Source organism: Zavarzinia compransoris (assembly GCF_003173055.1).
Classification (GTDB): Bacteria; Pseudomonadota; Alphaproteobacteria; order Zavarziniales; family Zavarziniaceae; genus Zavarzinia; species Zavarzinia compransoris.
Window position 1 is genome coordinate 100,547 of sequence record NZ_QGLF01000007.1, and the last position, 16,044, is coordinate 116,590.

Here is a 16,044-nt window from a genome sequence, read left to right on the forward strand (position 1 = left end):
GAAACCCCGGCCGGCTAGGGGGCCGGCCGGGGTTGCCGCCTGACGCTGTTGTCGTTTCAGGCGGCGCGTGTGATGACGATCCGTTGCCCTGTGGCCGGTGCCGCAGCCGGTTTGGGCAGCGTGACCGTCAGCACGCCCTTGTCCATCGTCGCCTTGACCGCCTGGGGGTCGAGGCCCGCCGGCACTTCCAGCGCGCGGGCGAAGCGGCCGGTCGCCCGCTCGATGACGTGGCGGGTCTCGCCCTTCTCCTCGCGCTCGATCTTCTTCTCGCCGCGCAGGGTCAGCAGGTTGCCGGTCAGGGTGACGTCCACATCCTCGTCCTCGAGGCCCGGCAATTCGGCCGTGACCACGATGGCGTCGTCGGTTTCAGTCACATCCATGCGCGGGGCCGCCGCGGGCAGGCCCGCCATATCGGCGAACAGCCGGTCGATTTCCTGCCTGACGGCGGCGAACGGGTGGCCGAGGTCGAACGGGGCCGGGGTCCGGGCGGTCGGGGTCATCAGAGTCCGGAGTTTCATGATCGATCCTCCTTTCCTTCCCGAAGGGGGGAATTCCCCCTGTCGCCTTTATAGATAGGGCGGCGGGCGCGGGTCTGCCTTGATCCCGGTCAATCCTTGCGCCCGCTTGCGCTTTTTCCGGCCTATCGCCATATGCTGTCGGCCATGGACGCATGCCTTCGATTCCTCGGCCCGACGTTCCGGCGCCTGCTGGCGCTGGTGCTGGTCTGCGCCTTGGGCGCGGCCGTCGCCGATATCGCCCCGCCGGCCCAGGCGGCGCCGGAACATTGCGCCGGCGATGCCGCGGCGAAGCCGGAGCGGCCCGACTGCTGCCTGGGCGCCCTCTGCCTGATGCATTGCGCCCTGCCGCTGCCGCCGGGGGCCGCCGTGGCCGAGGTCCGGCCCGCCGCCTTCCTGGCCTTCGAGGTGCCGGCGGCGGATCCTGCGGCCGGTCTCCTGCCGCCGCCGCCCCTGCCGCCGCCCCGCGTCCGCGCCTGAACCGAATTCGCCGCCGGTTCGCCCGGCCCCTTCGCTTCGGTAGGATGAACGTCATGACCTCTCACCCCACGCGGCGCCAGATGCTGGCCGCCGTATCCGCCGCCCTGACTGCACCCCATCTGGTCGCGCCCCGCCTTGCCCGGGCCGCGAGCCCGCCGTCTGTCCTTGCCGCCGAAACCCGCACCATCGAGGTGAAGGGGCGGGCGGCCAATGTCTTCGGCCTGACCGGGCCGGACGGCCGCCCGGGCCTGACCCTCGACCCCGGCCAGCGGTTCCTTTTCCGCCTGCACAACCGGCTGGCGGTGCCGACCATCATCCACTGGCACGGCCAGACCCCGCCGCCGGCCCAGGATGGCGTCACCGAGACCGGCTATGCCGGCCCGGTCGCGCCGGGCGATGTCGCCGACTACGATTTCGCCGCCCGCCCCGGCACCCATTGGATGCATTCCCACCTGGGGCTGCAGGAAATGCAGCTCCTGGCCGCGCCCCTGATCGTCCGCAGCGCCGAGGAGGCGGCGGCCGACGTGCAGGAAGCGGTGCTCTTCCTGCATGACTTCTCCTTCAAGGCGCCGGAGGAATTGCTGGCCGGCCTCGGCACCATGGACCACGGCGCCATGAATCACGGCGCCATGAATCACGGGGCGATGAACCATGGTGGCGGCATGGACCTGAACGACGTCGAATTCGACGCCTATCTGGCCAACGATCGCACCCTGGACGATCCCGAGGTGGTGCGGGTCGAGCGCGGCGGGCGCGTGCGCCTGCGCGTGATCAACGGGGCGGCGGCCACCGCCTTCTGGCTGGAGGTCGCGGGCGCGCCGGCAATGGTGCTGGCGGTCGACGGCAATGCCGTGGTCCCGGTCGCCGCCGGGCGGGTGCCGTTGGCCCAGGGGCAGCGGGTCGACCTGCTGATCGAGGTGCCGGCGGGCGCCGTCGTCCCGGTCTTCGCCCAGCGCGAGGGCGACCGCCAGCGCACCGGCCTGATCCTGGCGGCACCCGGCGCCGCGGTCGCCCGCCTAGACGGGATGGCGGCGCAGGCGGCACCGCCCGCCGACCTGTCCCTCGATCAGGGTCTGGCGCGGGCGGGGGCGGGGTCCGCACTGCCCGAGGGGGCGGCACAGCGCCTGCGCCTGACCGGCAGCATGATGCCCTATCGCTGGACGCTGGACGATCGCGCCTGGGGCGAGCACCGGCCGCTTGCCGCCGCGGCGGGCACCAGGATGCGCCTCGATTTCGTCAACGAGAGCATGATGGCGCACCCGATGCACCTGCACGGCCACCATTTCGATGTCGTCGCCATCGACGGTCGGCCCGTCGCGGGGCCGAGGCGGGACACGGTGCTGGTGCCGGCCGGGGCGACGGTCGGCATCGCCTTCGACGCCGATAACCCGGGCCGCTGGCTGCTGCATTGTCACAATCTGCTGCATATGGCGACCGGGATGATGACCGAAGTCCGCTACGGCTGACCCCGGCGCGGCGGCGGGCCCGGTACAGGGCCGCCGCCGCCCGGCTTTCGCCCGGGAAGACGGGCGAGCGGCGCTGCCCCGGCCGGGGCGGGGAACCGCCGCCAGAACCAGCCCCGCCCCCCGAACCATGCCTCATCCGGGCCCCGGCCCGCCGCCAAGGGCCGGCTTGGGCCGCTTTGGGACGGCGTGGGCAAAAGTGCCGAAAACCCGGTCCCGGCCGGGCGCCGGACCCCGCCGGCGGGGCCGCGGGGTCTTTCCCGCCGTAAACATTCGGACGATCGACAAAATACCGCCCGTTCCCCGGAACGCCAGGAAATCCGCCGCTCTTGACCCTGCCCGCCCGGGCGGGGTGGGGGCGTTTACCAGTTTTTTCCCAGCAGCGAACATTGACGGCCCAAAGAATCCCATGTTATCCCAAGTTATCCCATCCCGCGGGCGCGACATTGCCCCTGACCCGTCGCTTCGTGCGGGGTGGCGAGGGGGCATTGATGCTGGCGCTGTTCACGTCCACATACACCAACAAGGTGGACAAGAAAGGACGGGTTTCCGTCCCGCCGCCCTTCCGCGCGCTTGCCAGTTCCCAGGGGTTCAACGGCATCCACGTCTTCCCGTCGCTCGAAGAGGCGAAGCCCGAGACGGAAGTGACGGTCTATGGCGCGATCGACGGCTGCGGGGCCGAATATTTCAATCACCTCGCCGGCCGGATCGACCAGATGGATCCCTTCTCGGTGGAGCGGGAAGCCTTTTCCTTCTCCCTCTTCGGCGCTTCCCACACGCTGGCCTTCGACGGCGAGGGCCGCGTCGCCCTGCCGGAAAGCCTGATGGCCGAGGCCGGCATCACCGATACGCTGGTCTTCGTCGGCCTCGGCCGCTATTTCCGCATCTGGGAACCCAAGGCCCATGCGGAGAACAGCGCCCGCCTGGCCAGGATCACGCGGGAACGGCGCGCCAGCCTGGCGCTGGCCGGCCGGCCCCGCCCGGCCGACGGGGGGCAGGGCGCATGACCGGCCCCATGATCAATACCGACGGCCCCCATATCTCCGTCCTCGGCCGCGAGGTGGCGGAGGTCCTGGCGCTCCAGCCGGGCGAGACCGTGGTCGACGGCACCTTCGGCGCCGGTGGCTACAGCCGCGCCTTCCTGGCCGCGGGGCCTGCCCATGTCATCGGCATCGACCGCGATCCGACCGCGGTCGCCCGCGGCCGCGCCCTGGAGGCCGAGCATCCGGGCCGCTTCACCATGCTTCACGGCTGCTTCGGCGACATGGCCGGCCTGCTGGCGGCCCACGGCATCGGCGGGGTCGACGGGGTCGCCCTCGACCTCGGCGTGTCCTCCATGCAGTTCGACGAGGCGGCGCGCGGCTTTTCCTTCCGCGAGGACGGCCCCCTGGACATGCGCATGGGCGGCAGCGGGCGAAGCGCCGCCGACCTCGTTAACGAGACGGCGGAAGACGACCTCGCCAACCTGATCTACGACTACGGCGAGGAGCGGGCCTCGCGCCGCATCGCCCGCTTCATCGTCGCCGCGCGCGACGAGGCGCCGGTCACCCGTACCCGGCAACTGGCCGATATCGTCGCCCGCGCCATCGGCCGCGGCGCCGAGCGCGACCGCATCCACCCGGCGACCCGCACCTTCCAGGCGCTGCGCATCGCCGTGAACGACGAATTGGGCGAGCTCGACCGCGGCCTTGCCGCCGCCGAACAGGTGCTGCGCCCCGGCGGCCGGCTGGCGGTCGTTTCCTTCCACAGTCTCGAAGATCGCGCCGTGAAGCGGTTCCTTCAGCAGCGCGCAGGGGCAGAGGGTGGCCCCTCGCGCCACGCGCCCGTCCGTGCCGGCGGACGGGCGCCCAGTTTCGACCTCCTGTTCCGCGGCGCGGTCAAGCCGACGGACGAGGAGATCCGCGTCAATCCCCGTTCCCGCTCCGCCCGCCTGCGCGCCGCGCGCCGGACGGCGGCGCCGGCCTGGGCCGCATCCGAGGAGGGCCGCCGATGAGCCGTATCCTGACCCTGGCGGCCATCGGCCTTGCCATCGGGGCCGCCGCCACGCTCTACCAGGTGAAATACGAGGTTCGCCTCCTGGAGCGCGAGGCGCGGGAACTGCACCGCGGCGTCGCCCGCGAGCGCCAGTCGATCCAGGTTCTCGAAGCCGAATGGGCGTTCCTGAACCAGCCGTCGCGCATCCAGGATCTCGCCGAGCGCTATCTCGACCTGAAGCCCCTGAAGCCGGCGCAGGTGACGATGGTGGAGCGCCTGCCGCTGCGCCCGCTCACCCCGGTGCCGGAGGGCGAGGGGGCGCCCGATCCGCTGGTCGCCTCGGCCGTGCCGGTTCCCGCCAAGCCGACCCCCGCCAAGCCCGCGCCGGCTGCGGCCGCGCCGGCCCGTCCTGCAGCGGCCAAGCCCGCCCCGGCCAAGCCGGCGGCGCCGACCCCGGTCGCGACCGCCCCGGCCAAGCCGGCGCCCGCAAAGCCTGCCCCGGCGAAGCCCGCGGCGGCGGCCCCGGCCAAGCCGGAAGCGGCGCCCCGGCCCCCGGCCCCGGCCCCGGCCCCTGCTACCCGCCCGGCCGCGACCCGGCCGCCGCCCATGCCCGCCATTCCGGCGGCGCCCACCCGTTCGGCTTCTGCCCGGCCGGCGGCCCCGTCCGACGTCCTGCTCGACGACGTCGAACGGATCTTCACCGGGGCTGAATATTCCTATCCGACGGGGCGCCGATGACCGACTTCGATCCCGGCCCCGTGCCCCACGGCCCCCTGCCGCCCCTGAGCGCCGTCCATATCCCGGAAGGTGCGGCGATGCTGATCGGCCAGCGGCCGCGCGTCACCGCCATGCTGGACGGCCAGACCAAGCAGGCGATCGAGACCGGCCGCAACCGGCTGATGGTGCTGGGCGCCGTCTTCTGCTTCTGCTTTTTGGCGCTGGGCCTCCGCCTGTTCGATCTCTCGGTGATGAGCCAGCCGGACGATGTCCGCGTCGCCGGCCCGGTCGAGACCATGGTCGAGCGGGCGCCGATCACCGACCGCAACGGCACCGTGCTGGCCACCAACCTGACCACCGCCTCGCTCTATGTCGATACCAGCAAGCTGATCGATATCGACGAGGCGGTCTCGAAGCTGATGCGCGTGCTGCCCGACCTGTCGCGGGCCGAACTCGATGCCAAGCTGCGCTCGGGCAAGAGCTTCGTCTGGATCAAGCGCAACCTGACGCCGCGCCAGGAATATGAGGTGAACAGCCTCGGCCTGCCCGGCCTCGCCTTCCAGCGCGAGGAGCGGCGGGTCTATCCCTACGGCCGCCTGGCGTCCCATATCCTCGGCTTCGTCGATATCGACTCGAAGGGGATTTCCGGCGTCGAGGCGCGCTTCGACGACCTGCTGCGCGACCCCGCCCGCCACGGCAAGGCGCTGCAATTGTCGATCGATATCCGCGTCCAGCACGCGGTGACCGACGAGCTGGCCCGCGCGGTCCAGACCTTCCGCGCGATCGGCGGTTCCGCCATCGTGCAGGATGTCCGCACCGGCGAGATCGTGGCCATGGTCTCGCTGCCGGATTTCGACCCGAACAACCCGCGCGAGGCGACGCCCGAGAACCGTTTCAACCGTTCGACCCTCGGCACCTACGAGATGGGCTCGACGTTCAAGACCTTTAATACCGCGATGGCGCTGGATGCCGGGGTCGCCAAGCTGACCTCGGGCTATGACGCCACCCATCCGATCAAATACGGCCGCTTCACCATCAGCGACGACCATCCGAAGGCGCGCTGGCTGTCGGTGCCCGAGATCTTCATCTATTCGTCCAACATCGGCTCGGTGAAGATGGCGCTCGATGCCGGCATCGAGCGCCAGCGCGACTTCATGACCCGCTTCAGCATGACCCGGCGCCTGTCGGTCGAACTGCCCGAAGCCGGTACGCCCCTGGTGCCGAACCCCTGGCGCGAGATCAACGCGATGACCATCGCCTTCGGCCATGGCCTGTCGGTGACGCCGCTGCATCTCTCGACCGGGGTATCCGCCCTGATCAACGGCGGCATCTATTTCCAGCCCACCCTGCTGAAGCCCGACGAGGCCCGGCCGCCGGCGGGCGAGCGGGTGGTCTCGTCCAGGACCTCGGCGGCGATGCGCAAGCTGATGCGCCTGACCGTGACCATGGGCACGGGCAAGAAGTCGGAAGTGCCGGGCTATTGGATCGGCGGCAAGACCGGCACGGCGGAAAAGGTTGCGGGCGGCGGCTATGCCCGCAAGGCGCTGCTGTCCTCCTTCGTCTCCGGCTTCCCGATGACCGAGCCGCGCTATGTCGTCCTGGTCATGATCGACGAGCCGAAGGGCACCAAGGAAACCTACGGCTATGCCACCGGCGGCTGGACCGCGGCGCCGACCGTCGGCCGCATCGTCGAACGCATCGCCCCCATGCTCGGCGTGCTGCCGACCGACGGCCCCGATCCGGCGACCGAAGGCGGCGTGCTGATCGCCAACGCGACCGGCAAGGACTAGGGGAAAGAGATGGCGACGAAGCGCCTCGCCGACCTGATCCCCGGCCTCGACGGCGGGGCGATCGGCGCGATCGATATTGCGGCCGTCACCGCCGACAGCCGGCAGGCCGGCCCCGGCAGCCTGTTCTTCGCCCTGGCGGGGACGAAGGACGACGGCCGGCGCTATATCGCCGATGCCCTGGCCCGGGGGGCCGCCGCCATCGCCGCCGCCCCCGGCGCCGCGATCGAGGCGCCGGTGCCGGTGATCGAGGTGGCGGACCCGCGCCTGGCCCTTGCCCGCGCCGCCGCCGCCTTCTACGGCCGCCAGCCCGCGACCGTGGTCGCGGTGACCGGGACCAACGGCAAGACCTCGGTCGCCAATTTCGCCCGCCAGCTCTGGGCCGGGCTCGGCCGGCCTGCCGCCGCCATCGGCACCCTGGGCGTGACCACCGACGAGGGCGACCAGCCCCTGGGCGTGACCACGCCCGATCCGGTGGTCCTGCATCGGGTGCTGGCCGATCTCGCCGGCCGGGGCATCGACCATGTCGCGATGGAAGCCTCCAGCCACGGTCTCGACCAGCGCCGGCTGGACGGCGTGCGGCTGGCCGCCGGCGCCTTCACCAACCTGACCCGCGACCATCTCGACTATCACCGCGATTTCGCCGATTACCTGGCGGCCAAGCGCCGGCTGTTCGACGCCCTGCTGCCCCCGGGGGCGCCGGCGGTGATCAACCGCGCCGGCGAGGCGGGCGAGGCGATGATCCGCGCCGCCGCGGCCGCCGGCCTCAAGGTGGTGACCGTGGGCGGCGAGGGGGCGGATATCGCCCTCCTGCGCCGCCAGCCGACCCCGGCCGGCCAGGCCCTGCGCCTGGCCGTCTTCGGCGCGGCGGCTGCGGTCGAACTGCCGCTCGCCGGCGATTTCCAGGCCGCCAACGCCCTTGTCGCCCTCGGCCTGCTGGTTGCCACCGGGGTCCCGGCGGCGGATGCGGTCGCGGCACTCGGCCGGCTGACCGGCGTGCCCGGCCGGCTCGAACTCGCCGGGGTCCATGTCAGCGGGGCGCCGGTCTTCGTCGACTATGCCCATACGCCGGATGCGCTGGCCCGGGTGCTCGGGGCGCTGCGTCCCCATGTCCATCGCCGGCTGGTGGTGGTGTTCGGCTGCGGCGGCGACCGCGATCCCGGCAAGCGCCCGGAAATGGGCCGCATCGCCGCGACCGGCGCCGACCGCGTCATCGTCACCGACGACAACCCCCGCAGCGAGGAACCGGCAAAGATCCGCGCCCAGATCCTGGCCGCCAGCCCGGGCGCCGTCGAGATCGGCGACCGCGCCGCCGCCATTGCCGCCGCCCTGTCCGATCTCGCCGCCGGCGATGTCGTCGTCGTCGCCGGCAAGGGCCACGAGCAGGGCCAGACCGTGAAGGGCGAAACCCGCCCCTTCGACGACCGCACCGTGGTCCGGGCGGCCCTTCGCGTGCTGAAGGGCGGTGCCGCATGACGCTCGCCGCCGACCTCGCCCCGCTTTGGACCGCCGAGGATATCGCCGCCGCCACGGGCGGGCGGAAGCTGGCCGATTTTCACGTCGCCAATGTCGTCTTCGATTCGCGGCAGGTGCAGACCGGCGATCTTTTCGTCGCCCTGAAGGGTGCCCAGGCCGACGGCCATAACCATGTCGCCGGGGCGCTGGCCCGGGGCGCCGGCGGCGCCCTGGTCGCCCGCGTGCCCGACGGTGTCGCCCCCGATGCCCCCCTGGTCGTGGTCGGGGAGACGATGGCGGGGCTCGAAGACCTGGCCCGTGCCGCCCGGGCCCGGGCCGATGTGGTCGCGATCGGCGTCACCGGCAGTGTCGGCAAGACCGGGACCAAGGAAGCGCTGAAGGTGGCGCTGGGCCCGAGCGGGCCGACCCATGCCTCGGTCGGCAGTTTCAACAATCACGTCGGCGTGCCGCTGACCCTGGCGCGCATGCCCGCGGCCACCCGCTTCGGCGTTTTCGAGATGGGCATGAACCATGCGGGCGAGCTGACGCCGCTGTCGCGCCTCGTCCGGCCCCATATCGCCATCGTCACCACGGTCGAGCCGGCCCATATGGCTTTCTTCGAGTCGGTGGAGGCGATCGCCGACGCCAAGGCGGAGATTTTCGCCGGCGTGCCCGCCGGCGGCGCCGCCGTCCTCAACCGCGACAACCGCCATTTCGAGCGCCTGAGCGCGGCCGCCCGGGCCCGCGGGCTCCATGTCGTCGGCTTCGGCACCGGCGAGGGCTGCCATGTCCGCCTGCTCGATCTGGTGCTGAAGCCCGACCTGACCGTGGTCGACGCCATGGTCGGCAGCCGGCCGCTCACCTATAAGATCGGCGCGCCGGGGCGCCATTGGGCGATGAATTCGCTGGCGGTCATGGCCGCGGTCGAACTGGCGGGGGCGGATATCTCGCTCGGCGCGCTCGCCCTTGCCGATATGGCGCCGCCGGCCGGAAGGGGGCGGCGCCTGACCGTGACCCTGCCCAAGGGCGGCAGCTTCACCCTGGTCGACGAAAGCTATAACGCCAGCCCCGCCTCCATGCGGGCGGCCTTCGCCAATCTGGCGCTGTCGAGCCCCGGGCCCCGGGGCCGGCGCATCGCCGTTCTCGGCGACATGCGCGAACTGGGCGAGGCGGCGGATGCCCTGCACGCCGGCCTTGCCCCCGATCTCGTCGCTGCCGGCGTCGATCTCGTCTTCACCTGCGGGCCGCATATGCGCGCCCTCTACGACGCCCTGCCCGATGCCCTGAAGGGCCACCACGCTCCCGACTCGAAGGCACTAGCCACTTGTGTGTCGGGGGCCGTTCGTCAAGCAGATGTTGTGGTGGTGAAGGGATCTTTGGGCAGTTATATGGCCGCCATCATCGATACACTACTAAGGCTTGATTCGGCCGATTCGCCCCGTTGAGGGGGTGGATGGCTTTCGGGAAGCATCATGCTCTTCAACCTTCTGGCCCCTCTGGCCGACGAATTCGCGGTGTTCAACCTGTTCCGGTACCTGACCTTCAGGACCGGCGGAGCGACGCTGACCGCGCTGCTCGTCGCCTTCGTGCTGGGCCCGCGCCTGATCGCCTGGTTGAAGACCAAGCAGAAGAAAGGCCAGCCGATCCGCAGCGACGGACCGCAGAGCCACCTGCTGACCAAGCAGGGCACGCCGACCATGGGCGGCTTCCTGATCCTGATCGGCCTGGTGGTCTCGGTCCTGCTCTGGGCCGATCTGTCGTCCGGCTATGTCTGGGCGGTGACCACGGTGACGCTGGGCTTCGGCCTGATCGGCTTCGCCGACGATTATCTCAAGGTCTCCAAGGTCAATCCCAAGGGCGTGCCGGGCAAGCTCAAGCTCCTCCTCGAGATCGTGGTGGCGACCGGCGCCGTGGTCTGGATCGTCATGCTGACGACGCCGGACCATTCGACCGCGCTGGCCATTCCCTTCTTCAAGAACCTGCTGATCCAGCTCGGCTGGTTCTTCGTGCCCGTCGCGGTCTTCGTCATCGTCGGCGCGGGCAATGCGGTCAACCTGACCGACGGGCTGGACGGGCTGGCCATCGTGCCGGTGATGATCGCGGCGGGCGCCTTCGGCATCATCGTCTATCTCGTCGGCAATTTCCGCTTTGCCGATTATCTCCAGATCCACCATGTGGCGGGGGCGGGTGAGCTTGCGGTCTTCTGCGGCGCGCTGGTCGGCGCCGGGCTCGGCTTCCTGTGGTTCAACGCGCCGCCGGCCATGGTCTTCATGGGCGATACCGGCTCGCTGGCCCTGGGCGGGGCCCTGGGGGCGATCGCCGTCGCGGTGAAGCACGAACTGGTGCTGGCCATCATCGGCGGGTTGTTCGTCCTCGAAACCGTCTCGGTCGTGGTCCAGGTCATCTCCTTCAAGCTGACCGGCAAGCGGGTGTTCCGCATGGCGCCCCTGCACCATCACTTCGAACAGAAGGGCTGGTCCGAGCCGACCGTGGTGATCCGCTTCTGGATCATCGCCGTGGTGCTCGCCCTGATCGGCCTTTCCACCCTGAAGCTGAGGTGAGGCCATGATCGTCGCCGACAGCTTCAAGGGGCAAAGGGTCGCCGTCTTCGGCCTGGCCAAGACCGGGATTTCGGCCGCCCGCTCGCTGGCCCTCGGCGGCGCCACCGTGCTCGCCTGGGACGACAAGCCGGCCGCCCGCGACAAGGCGGCGGCGGAAGGGGTGGCGCTGGCCGATCTCCGCGCGGCGGACTGGTCGGGGATCGCGGCCCTGGTGCTGGCGCCGGGCGTGCCGCTGACCCATCCCGAACCCCACGACGTGGTCAAGCTGGCGCGGGCGGCCCAGGTCCCCGTGATCGGCGACATGGAATTATTCGCCTGCTCCAGCCAGCGGCTGGCGGGCACCCGCGTGGTCATGATCACCGGCACCAACGGCAAGTCGACGACGACGGCGCTGACCGCCCACCTGCTGGCGGCGGCGGGCGTGCCGGTCGCGGTCGGCGGCAACCTGGGCACGGCGGTCCTCGACCTCGAACCGCTGCCGGCGGGCGGCGTCTATGTCTTCGAGATCTCGTCCTACCAGATCGACCTGATCGACACGCTGGTGCCGGATGTCGCCGTCCTCCTGAACATCACGCCCGACCACCTGGACCGCCACGGCGGCATGGCCGGCTATGTCGCGGTCAAGGAACGCTTGTTCCGCGACCAGCGCCCGGATCAGGTCGCCATCGTCGGCATCGACGACGAGTTTTCGGCCGGGATCGCGGACCGGATCGCGGCGCGCGGCGGCGACCTGCGCCCGCTCGCGGTCGGGCAGGTGCTGGACGCCGGGATTTCCGCCCGGGACGGCACGCTGTACGAGGACGGTGTCGCCCGCTTCGACCTGACCGCGCTGCCGCGCCTGCCGGGAGCCCACAACTGGCAGAACGTCGGGGCGGCCTATGGCGCGCTTCGCGGCCTCGGCCTCGGGGCGGCGGCCATTCTCGCCGGTCTCGACACATTTCCCGGCCTCGCGCACCGCATGGAACAGGTGGGCAGCCGCGGCCCGGTCCGCTTCGTCAACGACAGCAAGGCGACCAATGCGGATGCGGCGGCCAAGGCGCTGGCCGCCTATGACCGCATCTATTGGATCGCCGGCGGCAAGCCCAAGGCCGGCGGCATCACCACGCTCAGCGCATTCTGGCCCCGCATCGCCCGCGCCTATCTGATCGGCGAGGCGGCAGAGGATTTCGCCGCCACCTTGCAGGGCCATGTCCCGGCCGTGATCACCGGCACCCTGGAGGCCGCGGTGGCGGCGGCCGCGCGTGATGCCGCCGCCGACCGCGATGGCGCCCCGGTCGTGCTGCTGTCGCCGGCCTGCGCCTCCTTCGACCAGTTCACCAGCTTCGAGGCCCGGGGCGACCGTTTCCGTGCCCTGGTGCAATCGCTCGGCGAGGTGGCGGCATGACCACCTTCACCTTCAACCGCACTGATAATTCGGTCGTCGGCCGCTGGTGGTGGACGGTCGATCGCTGGGCGATCATCGCGCTCACCCTGCTGATCACCATGGGCCTCGTCCTGACCCTGGCCGCCAGCCCGGCGGTGGCGGAGCGGATCGGCGTCGATCCCTTCCACTTCGTGCGCCGGCAGATCGCCTTCCTGGTGCCGTCCATCGGCGCCATGTTCGTGATCTCGCTGATGAACCCGGATCAGGTGCGGCGCCTCGCCTGCCTGGCCTTCGTCGTCTCGCTGGCGGCGCTGGCGGCGACCCTTGTCGTCGGTGCCGAGATCAAGGGCTCCCGGCGCTGGATCGGGGTCGGCTCGCTGTCGGTGCAGCCGTCCGAATTCGTCAAGCCGGCCTTCATCGTCGTCTCCGGCTGGCTGCTGGCGGAACGGCAGCGCCACCCGGGTTTCCCGGGCGGGGTGCTGTCCTGCGCCGCCTATCTCGCCACCGTCTCGATCCTGCTGCTGCAACCGGATTTCGGCCAGACCATCCTGATCACCGCCATGTGGGGGGTGCAGCTTTTCGTCGCCGGCCTGCCTATGATCGTGGTCCTGGTCCTGGGCGCGATCGGCATCGTCGGCGTCTTCGGCGCCTATTTCCTGCTGCCGCACGTGGCCTCGCGCATCGACCGCTTCCTGAACCCCGAAGCGGGCGACAATTACCAGATCGACCGGGCGCTCGAAGCCTTCATGTCCGGCGGCTTGTGGGGCCGGGGCCCGGGCGAGGGCACGGTGAAGCGCATCCTGCCGGACGCCCATACCGACTTCATCTTCGCCGTCGCGGGCGAGGAATTCGGCATGATCGCCTGCCTGGCGCTAGTCGCGATCTTCGCCTTCATCGTGCTGCGCCTGCTGGCCCGCATGCTGCAGGAAAGCGATCCCTTCGTGCTTTATGCCGGGACCGGGCTGGTGGCGCAGTTCGGCTTGCAGGCTTTCATCAACATGGGCGTGAACCTGCATATCCTGCCGGCCAAGGGCATGACCCTGCCGTTCATTTCCTATGGCGGCTCGTCCATGCTGGCGCTGGCCTTCGGCATGGGCATGCTGCTGGCACTGTCGCGCCAGCGGCCGGGCCACGGGCTTTACGGGGTCTACCGGTGAGCGGGCGGGGCGTCATCGTCCTGGCCGCCGGGGGCACCGGCGGCCATGTCATGCCGGCCCAGGCGCTGGCGGCGGAACTGCGCCGCCGGGGCCGCCGGGTCGCGGTCATGACCGATGTCCGGGGCGAGCGTTTCCGCGCCGGTTTCGGCGACGTGCCCTTCGCCGTGCTGCCGGCCGCGACCTTTGCCGGGCGCGGGCCGCTGGCCAAGCTGCGCGCCATCGCCGATATCGTCCGGGGCATTTTCCGGGCCCGCCGCCTGCTGAAGGATTGGGGCGCGGTTTCGGTGGTCGGCTTCGGCGGCTATCCGTCGCTGCCGCCGCTGGTCGCTGCCGTCACCCTGCGCCTGCCGACCTGCCTGCACGAGCAGAATGCCGTGCTCGGCCGGGTGAACCGGGTGATGGCGCCGCGCCTCACGGCGCTGGCCCTGTCGTTCGCCGCGACCCGCGGCCTTGCGGACAAGGACCGGGCGCGGGCCGTCTGCACCGGCAACCCGGTCCGCCCCGAGATCGTGGCGATCGCCGCGAAGCCCTATGCCGAGCCGACCGAGACCGGCCTGTTCCGCCTGCTCGTGCTCGGCGGCAGCCTGGGCGCCAAGGTGATGAGCGAGGTGGTGCCGGCGGCCCTGGCCCTGCTGCCCCCCGCCCTGAAATCACGCCTGCAAGTGACCCAGCAGGCGCGCGAGGACGAGGCCCGCGCCGTCGCCGGGATCTATGAGGCCGAGGGGATCGCCGCCGACCTCGCCCCCTTCTTCAACGATGTGCCGGAGCGCCTGGACTGGGCCCATCTGGTCATCGCCCGCGCCGGCGCCTCCACCGTCGCCGAACTGGCGGCGGCGGGCCGGCCCTCCATCCTCGTGCCCCTGCCGAGTGCCGCCGACGATCACCAGACCGTCAATGCCGCCGCCCTGGCCGAGGCGGGCGCGGCCTTCGCCGTGCCCCAGCCCGATTTCACCCCCCAGGACCTGGCCAAGCGCCTGCAACGCCTGGCCATGGTGCCCGCGCGCCTGGCCGAGGCGGCCCAGGCGGCGCGCGGCCAGGCCAAGGTCGATGCCGCCGCCCGCCTGGCCGACCTCGTCGAAAGCCTGAAACCGCACAGCATGATTTCGCGTCATTCGGAAAGGGTTGCCGCATGAGAGCGCTGCCGCTCGACATCGGGCCCATCCACTTCGTCGGCATCGGCGGCATCGGCATGTCCGGCATCGCCGAGGTGATGCATAACCTCGGCTACCGGGTCCAGGGCTCGGACATGGCCGACAGCGCCAATGTGAAGCGCCTGCGCGACGCCGGGATCCCGGTCGCCGTCGGCCATCGCCCGGAAAACCTGGGCGAGGCGCGGATCGTGGTCATTTCCTCCGCCGTCAAGGCCGGCAACCCGGAACTGGATGCGGCGCGCCAGCGCTTCATTCCCGTGGTGCGCCGGGCGGAAATGCTGGCGGAACTGATGCGCCTGCGCTGGTGCGTGGCGATCGCCGGCACCCACGGCAAGACCACGACGACCTCGATGATCGCCGCCCTGCTGGACGCGGCCGGCCTCGACCCGACCGTGATCAACGGCGGCATCATCAATGCCTATGGCACCAACGCGCGCCTCGGCGCCGGCGACTGGATGGTGGTCGAGGCGGACGAAAGCGACGGCACCTTCACCCGCCTGCCGGCGACCATCGGCGTCGTCACCAACATCGATCCCGAGCACCTGGATTTCTACGGCGATTTCGAAGGGGTGAAGAATGCCTTCCACCACTTCGTCGACAATGTGCCCTTCTATGGCTGCGCCGTGCTTTGCATCGACCACCCGGAAGTGCAGGCCCTGATCAGCCGCGTGCCGGATCGCCGCATCGTCACCTACGGCATGAGCCCGCAGGCCGACATAAGGGCGGTGAACGTTCGCTTCGCCGCCGGCGGCGCCGGCTTCGACGTCCAGATCACCGACCGGGTAAGCGGCGAGAAGCGCATGATCCGCGACCTGCGCCTGCCCATGCCCGGCGCCCACAATGTCCTGAACAGCCTGACCACGGTCGCCATCGCCCGCGAGATGGGCTTCGGCGACGAGGTGGTGGCCAAGGCGCTGGCGACCTTCGCCGGCGTGAAGCGGCGCTTCACCAAGACCGGCGAAGTGGGCGGCGTCACCGTGATCGACGATTACGGCCATCACCCGGTCGAGATCGCCGCCGTCCTGCGCGCGGCCCGCACCGCCTATGCCGGGCGGGTGATCGCGGTCGTGCAGCCGCACCGCTATTCCCGGCTGCACAGCCTGTTCCTGGATTTCTGCACCTGCTTCAACGATGCGGACACGGTGATCGTCGCCGATGTCTATGCCGCCGGCGAGGCGCCGCTCGAAGGGGTGGACCGCGATCATCTGGTCGAGGGGCTGCGCGCCCACGGCCATCGTCATGTCGTGCCGCTGCCGGGGCCCGAGGCGCTGGCCGGCATCGTCGCCCAGGCGGCGCGGCCGGGCGATCTCGTCGTCTGCCTCGGGGCCGGCAACATCACCCAATGGGCGGCGGCGCTGCCGGCCCAGTTGCAGGCCGAAATCTCCGGCCATGGCGCCGCCAAGGCGGGGCAGGGCTGACGA

General features: G+C 71.0%; 14 protein-coding genes. 13 read left to right on the forward strand and 1 reads right to left on the reverse strand.

Annotated features, from left to right (window positions below):
* Nucleotides 1–56: 56 nt before the first annotated feature.
* A complete protein-coding gene (locus DKG75_RS21110) occupies nt 57–518 on the reverse strand; it encodes an Hsp20/alpha crystallin family protein (RefSeq protein WP_208112241.1) in 462 nt (153 codons plus the stop codon).
* A 144-nt stretch (nt 519–662) separates the two neighbouring features.
* On the opposite strand from DKG75_RS21110, the gene DKG75_RS21115 reads away from it, so the two are divergent.
* The 13 genes from DKG75_RS21115 to murC all read left to right on the forward strand — a co-directional run bounded on the left by DKG75_RS21115 (nt 663) and on the right by murC (nt 16,041).
* Entirely contained in the window at nt 663–995 is a 333-nt protein-coding gene (locus DKG75_RS21115) for a hypothetical protein (protein WP_133637051.1), read from the forward strand.
* Nucleotides 996–1,048: 53 nt separating this feature from the next.
* Nucleotides 1,049–2,461 carry a multicopper oxidase family protein gene (locus DKG75_RS21120; protein WP_208112239.1) on the forward strand — a complete coding sequence of 471 codons (1,413 nt, stop codon included), beginning with the start codon at nt 1,049–1,051 and terminating at the stop codon, nt 2,459–2,461.
* A gap of 488 nt (nt 2,462–2,949) precedes the next feature.
* A complete protein-coding gene (locus DKG75_RS21125) occupies nt 2,950–3,465 on the forward strand; it encodes a division/cell wall cluster transcriptional repressor MraZ (protein WP_109923175.1) in 516 nt (171 codons plus the stop codon).
* A gap of 11 nt (nt 3,466–3,476) precedes the next feature.
* Nucleotides 3,477–4,451: a 16S rRNA (cytosine(1402)-N(4))-methyltransferase RsmH gene (gene rsmH, locus DKG75_RS21130; RefSeq protein WP_425086502.1), complete on the forward strand. Its 975-nt coding sequence runs from the start codon at nt 3,477–3,479 to the stop codon at nt 4,449–4,451.
* On the forward strand, nt 4,448–5,170 hold the full coding sequence (gene ftsL / locus DKG75_RS21135; protein WP_109923177.1) for a cell division protein FtsL: 723 nt from the start codon (nt 4,448–4,450) through the stop codon (nt 5,168–5,170). The genes rsmH and ftsL overlap by 4 nt, the downstream gene beginning before the upstream one ends.
* Nucleotides 5,167–6,939, forward strand: coding sequence for a peptidoglycan D,D-transpeptidase FtsI family protein (locus DKG75_RS21140; protein WP_109923178.1), 1,773 nt, complete (start codon nt 5,167–5,169; stop codon nt 6,937–6,939). The genes ftsL and DKG75_RS21140 overlap by 4 nt, the downstream gene beginning before the upstream one ends.
* Nucleotides 6,940–6,948: 9 nt before the next feature.
* Nucleotides 6,949–8,412 (forward strand): UDP-N-acetylmuramoyl-L-alanyl-D-glutamate--2,6-diaminopimelate ligase, encoded by a 1,464-nt coding sequence (locus tag DKG75_RS21145; RefSeq protein ID WP_109923179.1) that lies wholly within the window; start codon nt 6,949–6,951, stop codon nt 8,410–8,412.
* Nucleotides 8,409–9,836 (forward strand): UDP-N-acetylmuramoylalanyl-D-glutamyl-2,6-diaminopimelate--D-alanyl-D-alanine ligase, encoded by a 1,428-nt coding sequence (locus tag DKG75_RS21150; RefSeq protein WP_109923180.1) that lies wholly within the window; start codon nt 8,409–8,411, stop codon nt 9,834–9,836. The genes DKG75_RS21145 and DKG75_RS21150 overlap by 4 nt, the downstream gene beginning before the upstream one ends.
* Before the next feature lie 27 nt (nt 9,837–9,863).
* Complete coding sequence (gene mraY / locus DKG75_RS21155) at nt 9,864–10,952, forward strand: phospho-N-acetylmuramoyl-pentapeptide-transferase (protein WP_109923181.1); 1,089 nt, start codon at nt 9,864–9,866, stop codon at nt 10,950–10,952.
* Between the two features lie 4 nt (nt 10,953–10,956).
* Nucleotides 10,957–12,336: a UDP-N-acetylmuramoyl-L-alanine--D-glutamate ligase gene (gene murD / locus DKG75_RS21160; protein ID WP_109923182.1), complete on the forward strand. Its 1,380-nt coding sequence runs from the start codon at nt 10,957–10,959 to the stop codon at nt 12,334–12,336.
* On the forward strand, nt 12,333–13,472 hold the full coding sequence (ftsW, locus tag DKG75_RS21165; RefSeq protein WP_109923183.1) for a putative lipid II flippase FtsW: 1,140 nt from the start codon (nt 12,333–12,335) through the stop codon (nt 13,470–13,472). Before murD ends, ftsW begins: the two co-directional genes overlap by 4 nt.
* A complete protein-coding gene (gene murG / locus DKG75_RS21170; RefSeq protein WP_243746593.1) occupies nt 13,469–14,605 on the forward strand; it encodes an undecaprenyldiphospho-muramoylpentapeptide beta-N-acetylglucosaminyltransferase in 1,137 nt (378 codons plus the stop codon). The genes ftsW and murG overlap by 4 nt, the downstream gene beginning before the upstream one ends.
* A complete protein-coding gene (gene murC / locus DKG75_RS21175) occupies nt 14,602–16,041 on the forward strand; it encodes a UDP-N-acetylmuramate--L-alanine ligase (protein ID WP_109923184.1) in 1,440 nt (479 codons plus the stop codon). Before murG ends, murC begins: the two co-directional genes overlap by 4 nt.
* Nucleotides 16,042–16,044: the final 3 nt, after the last annotated feature.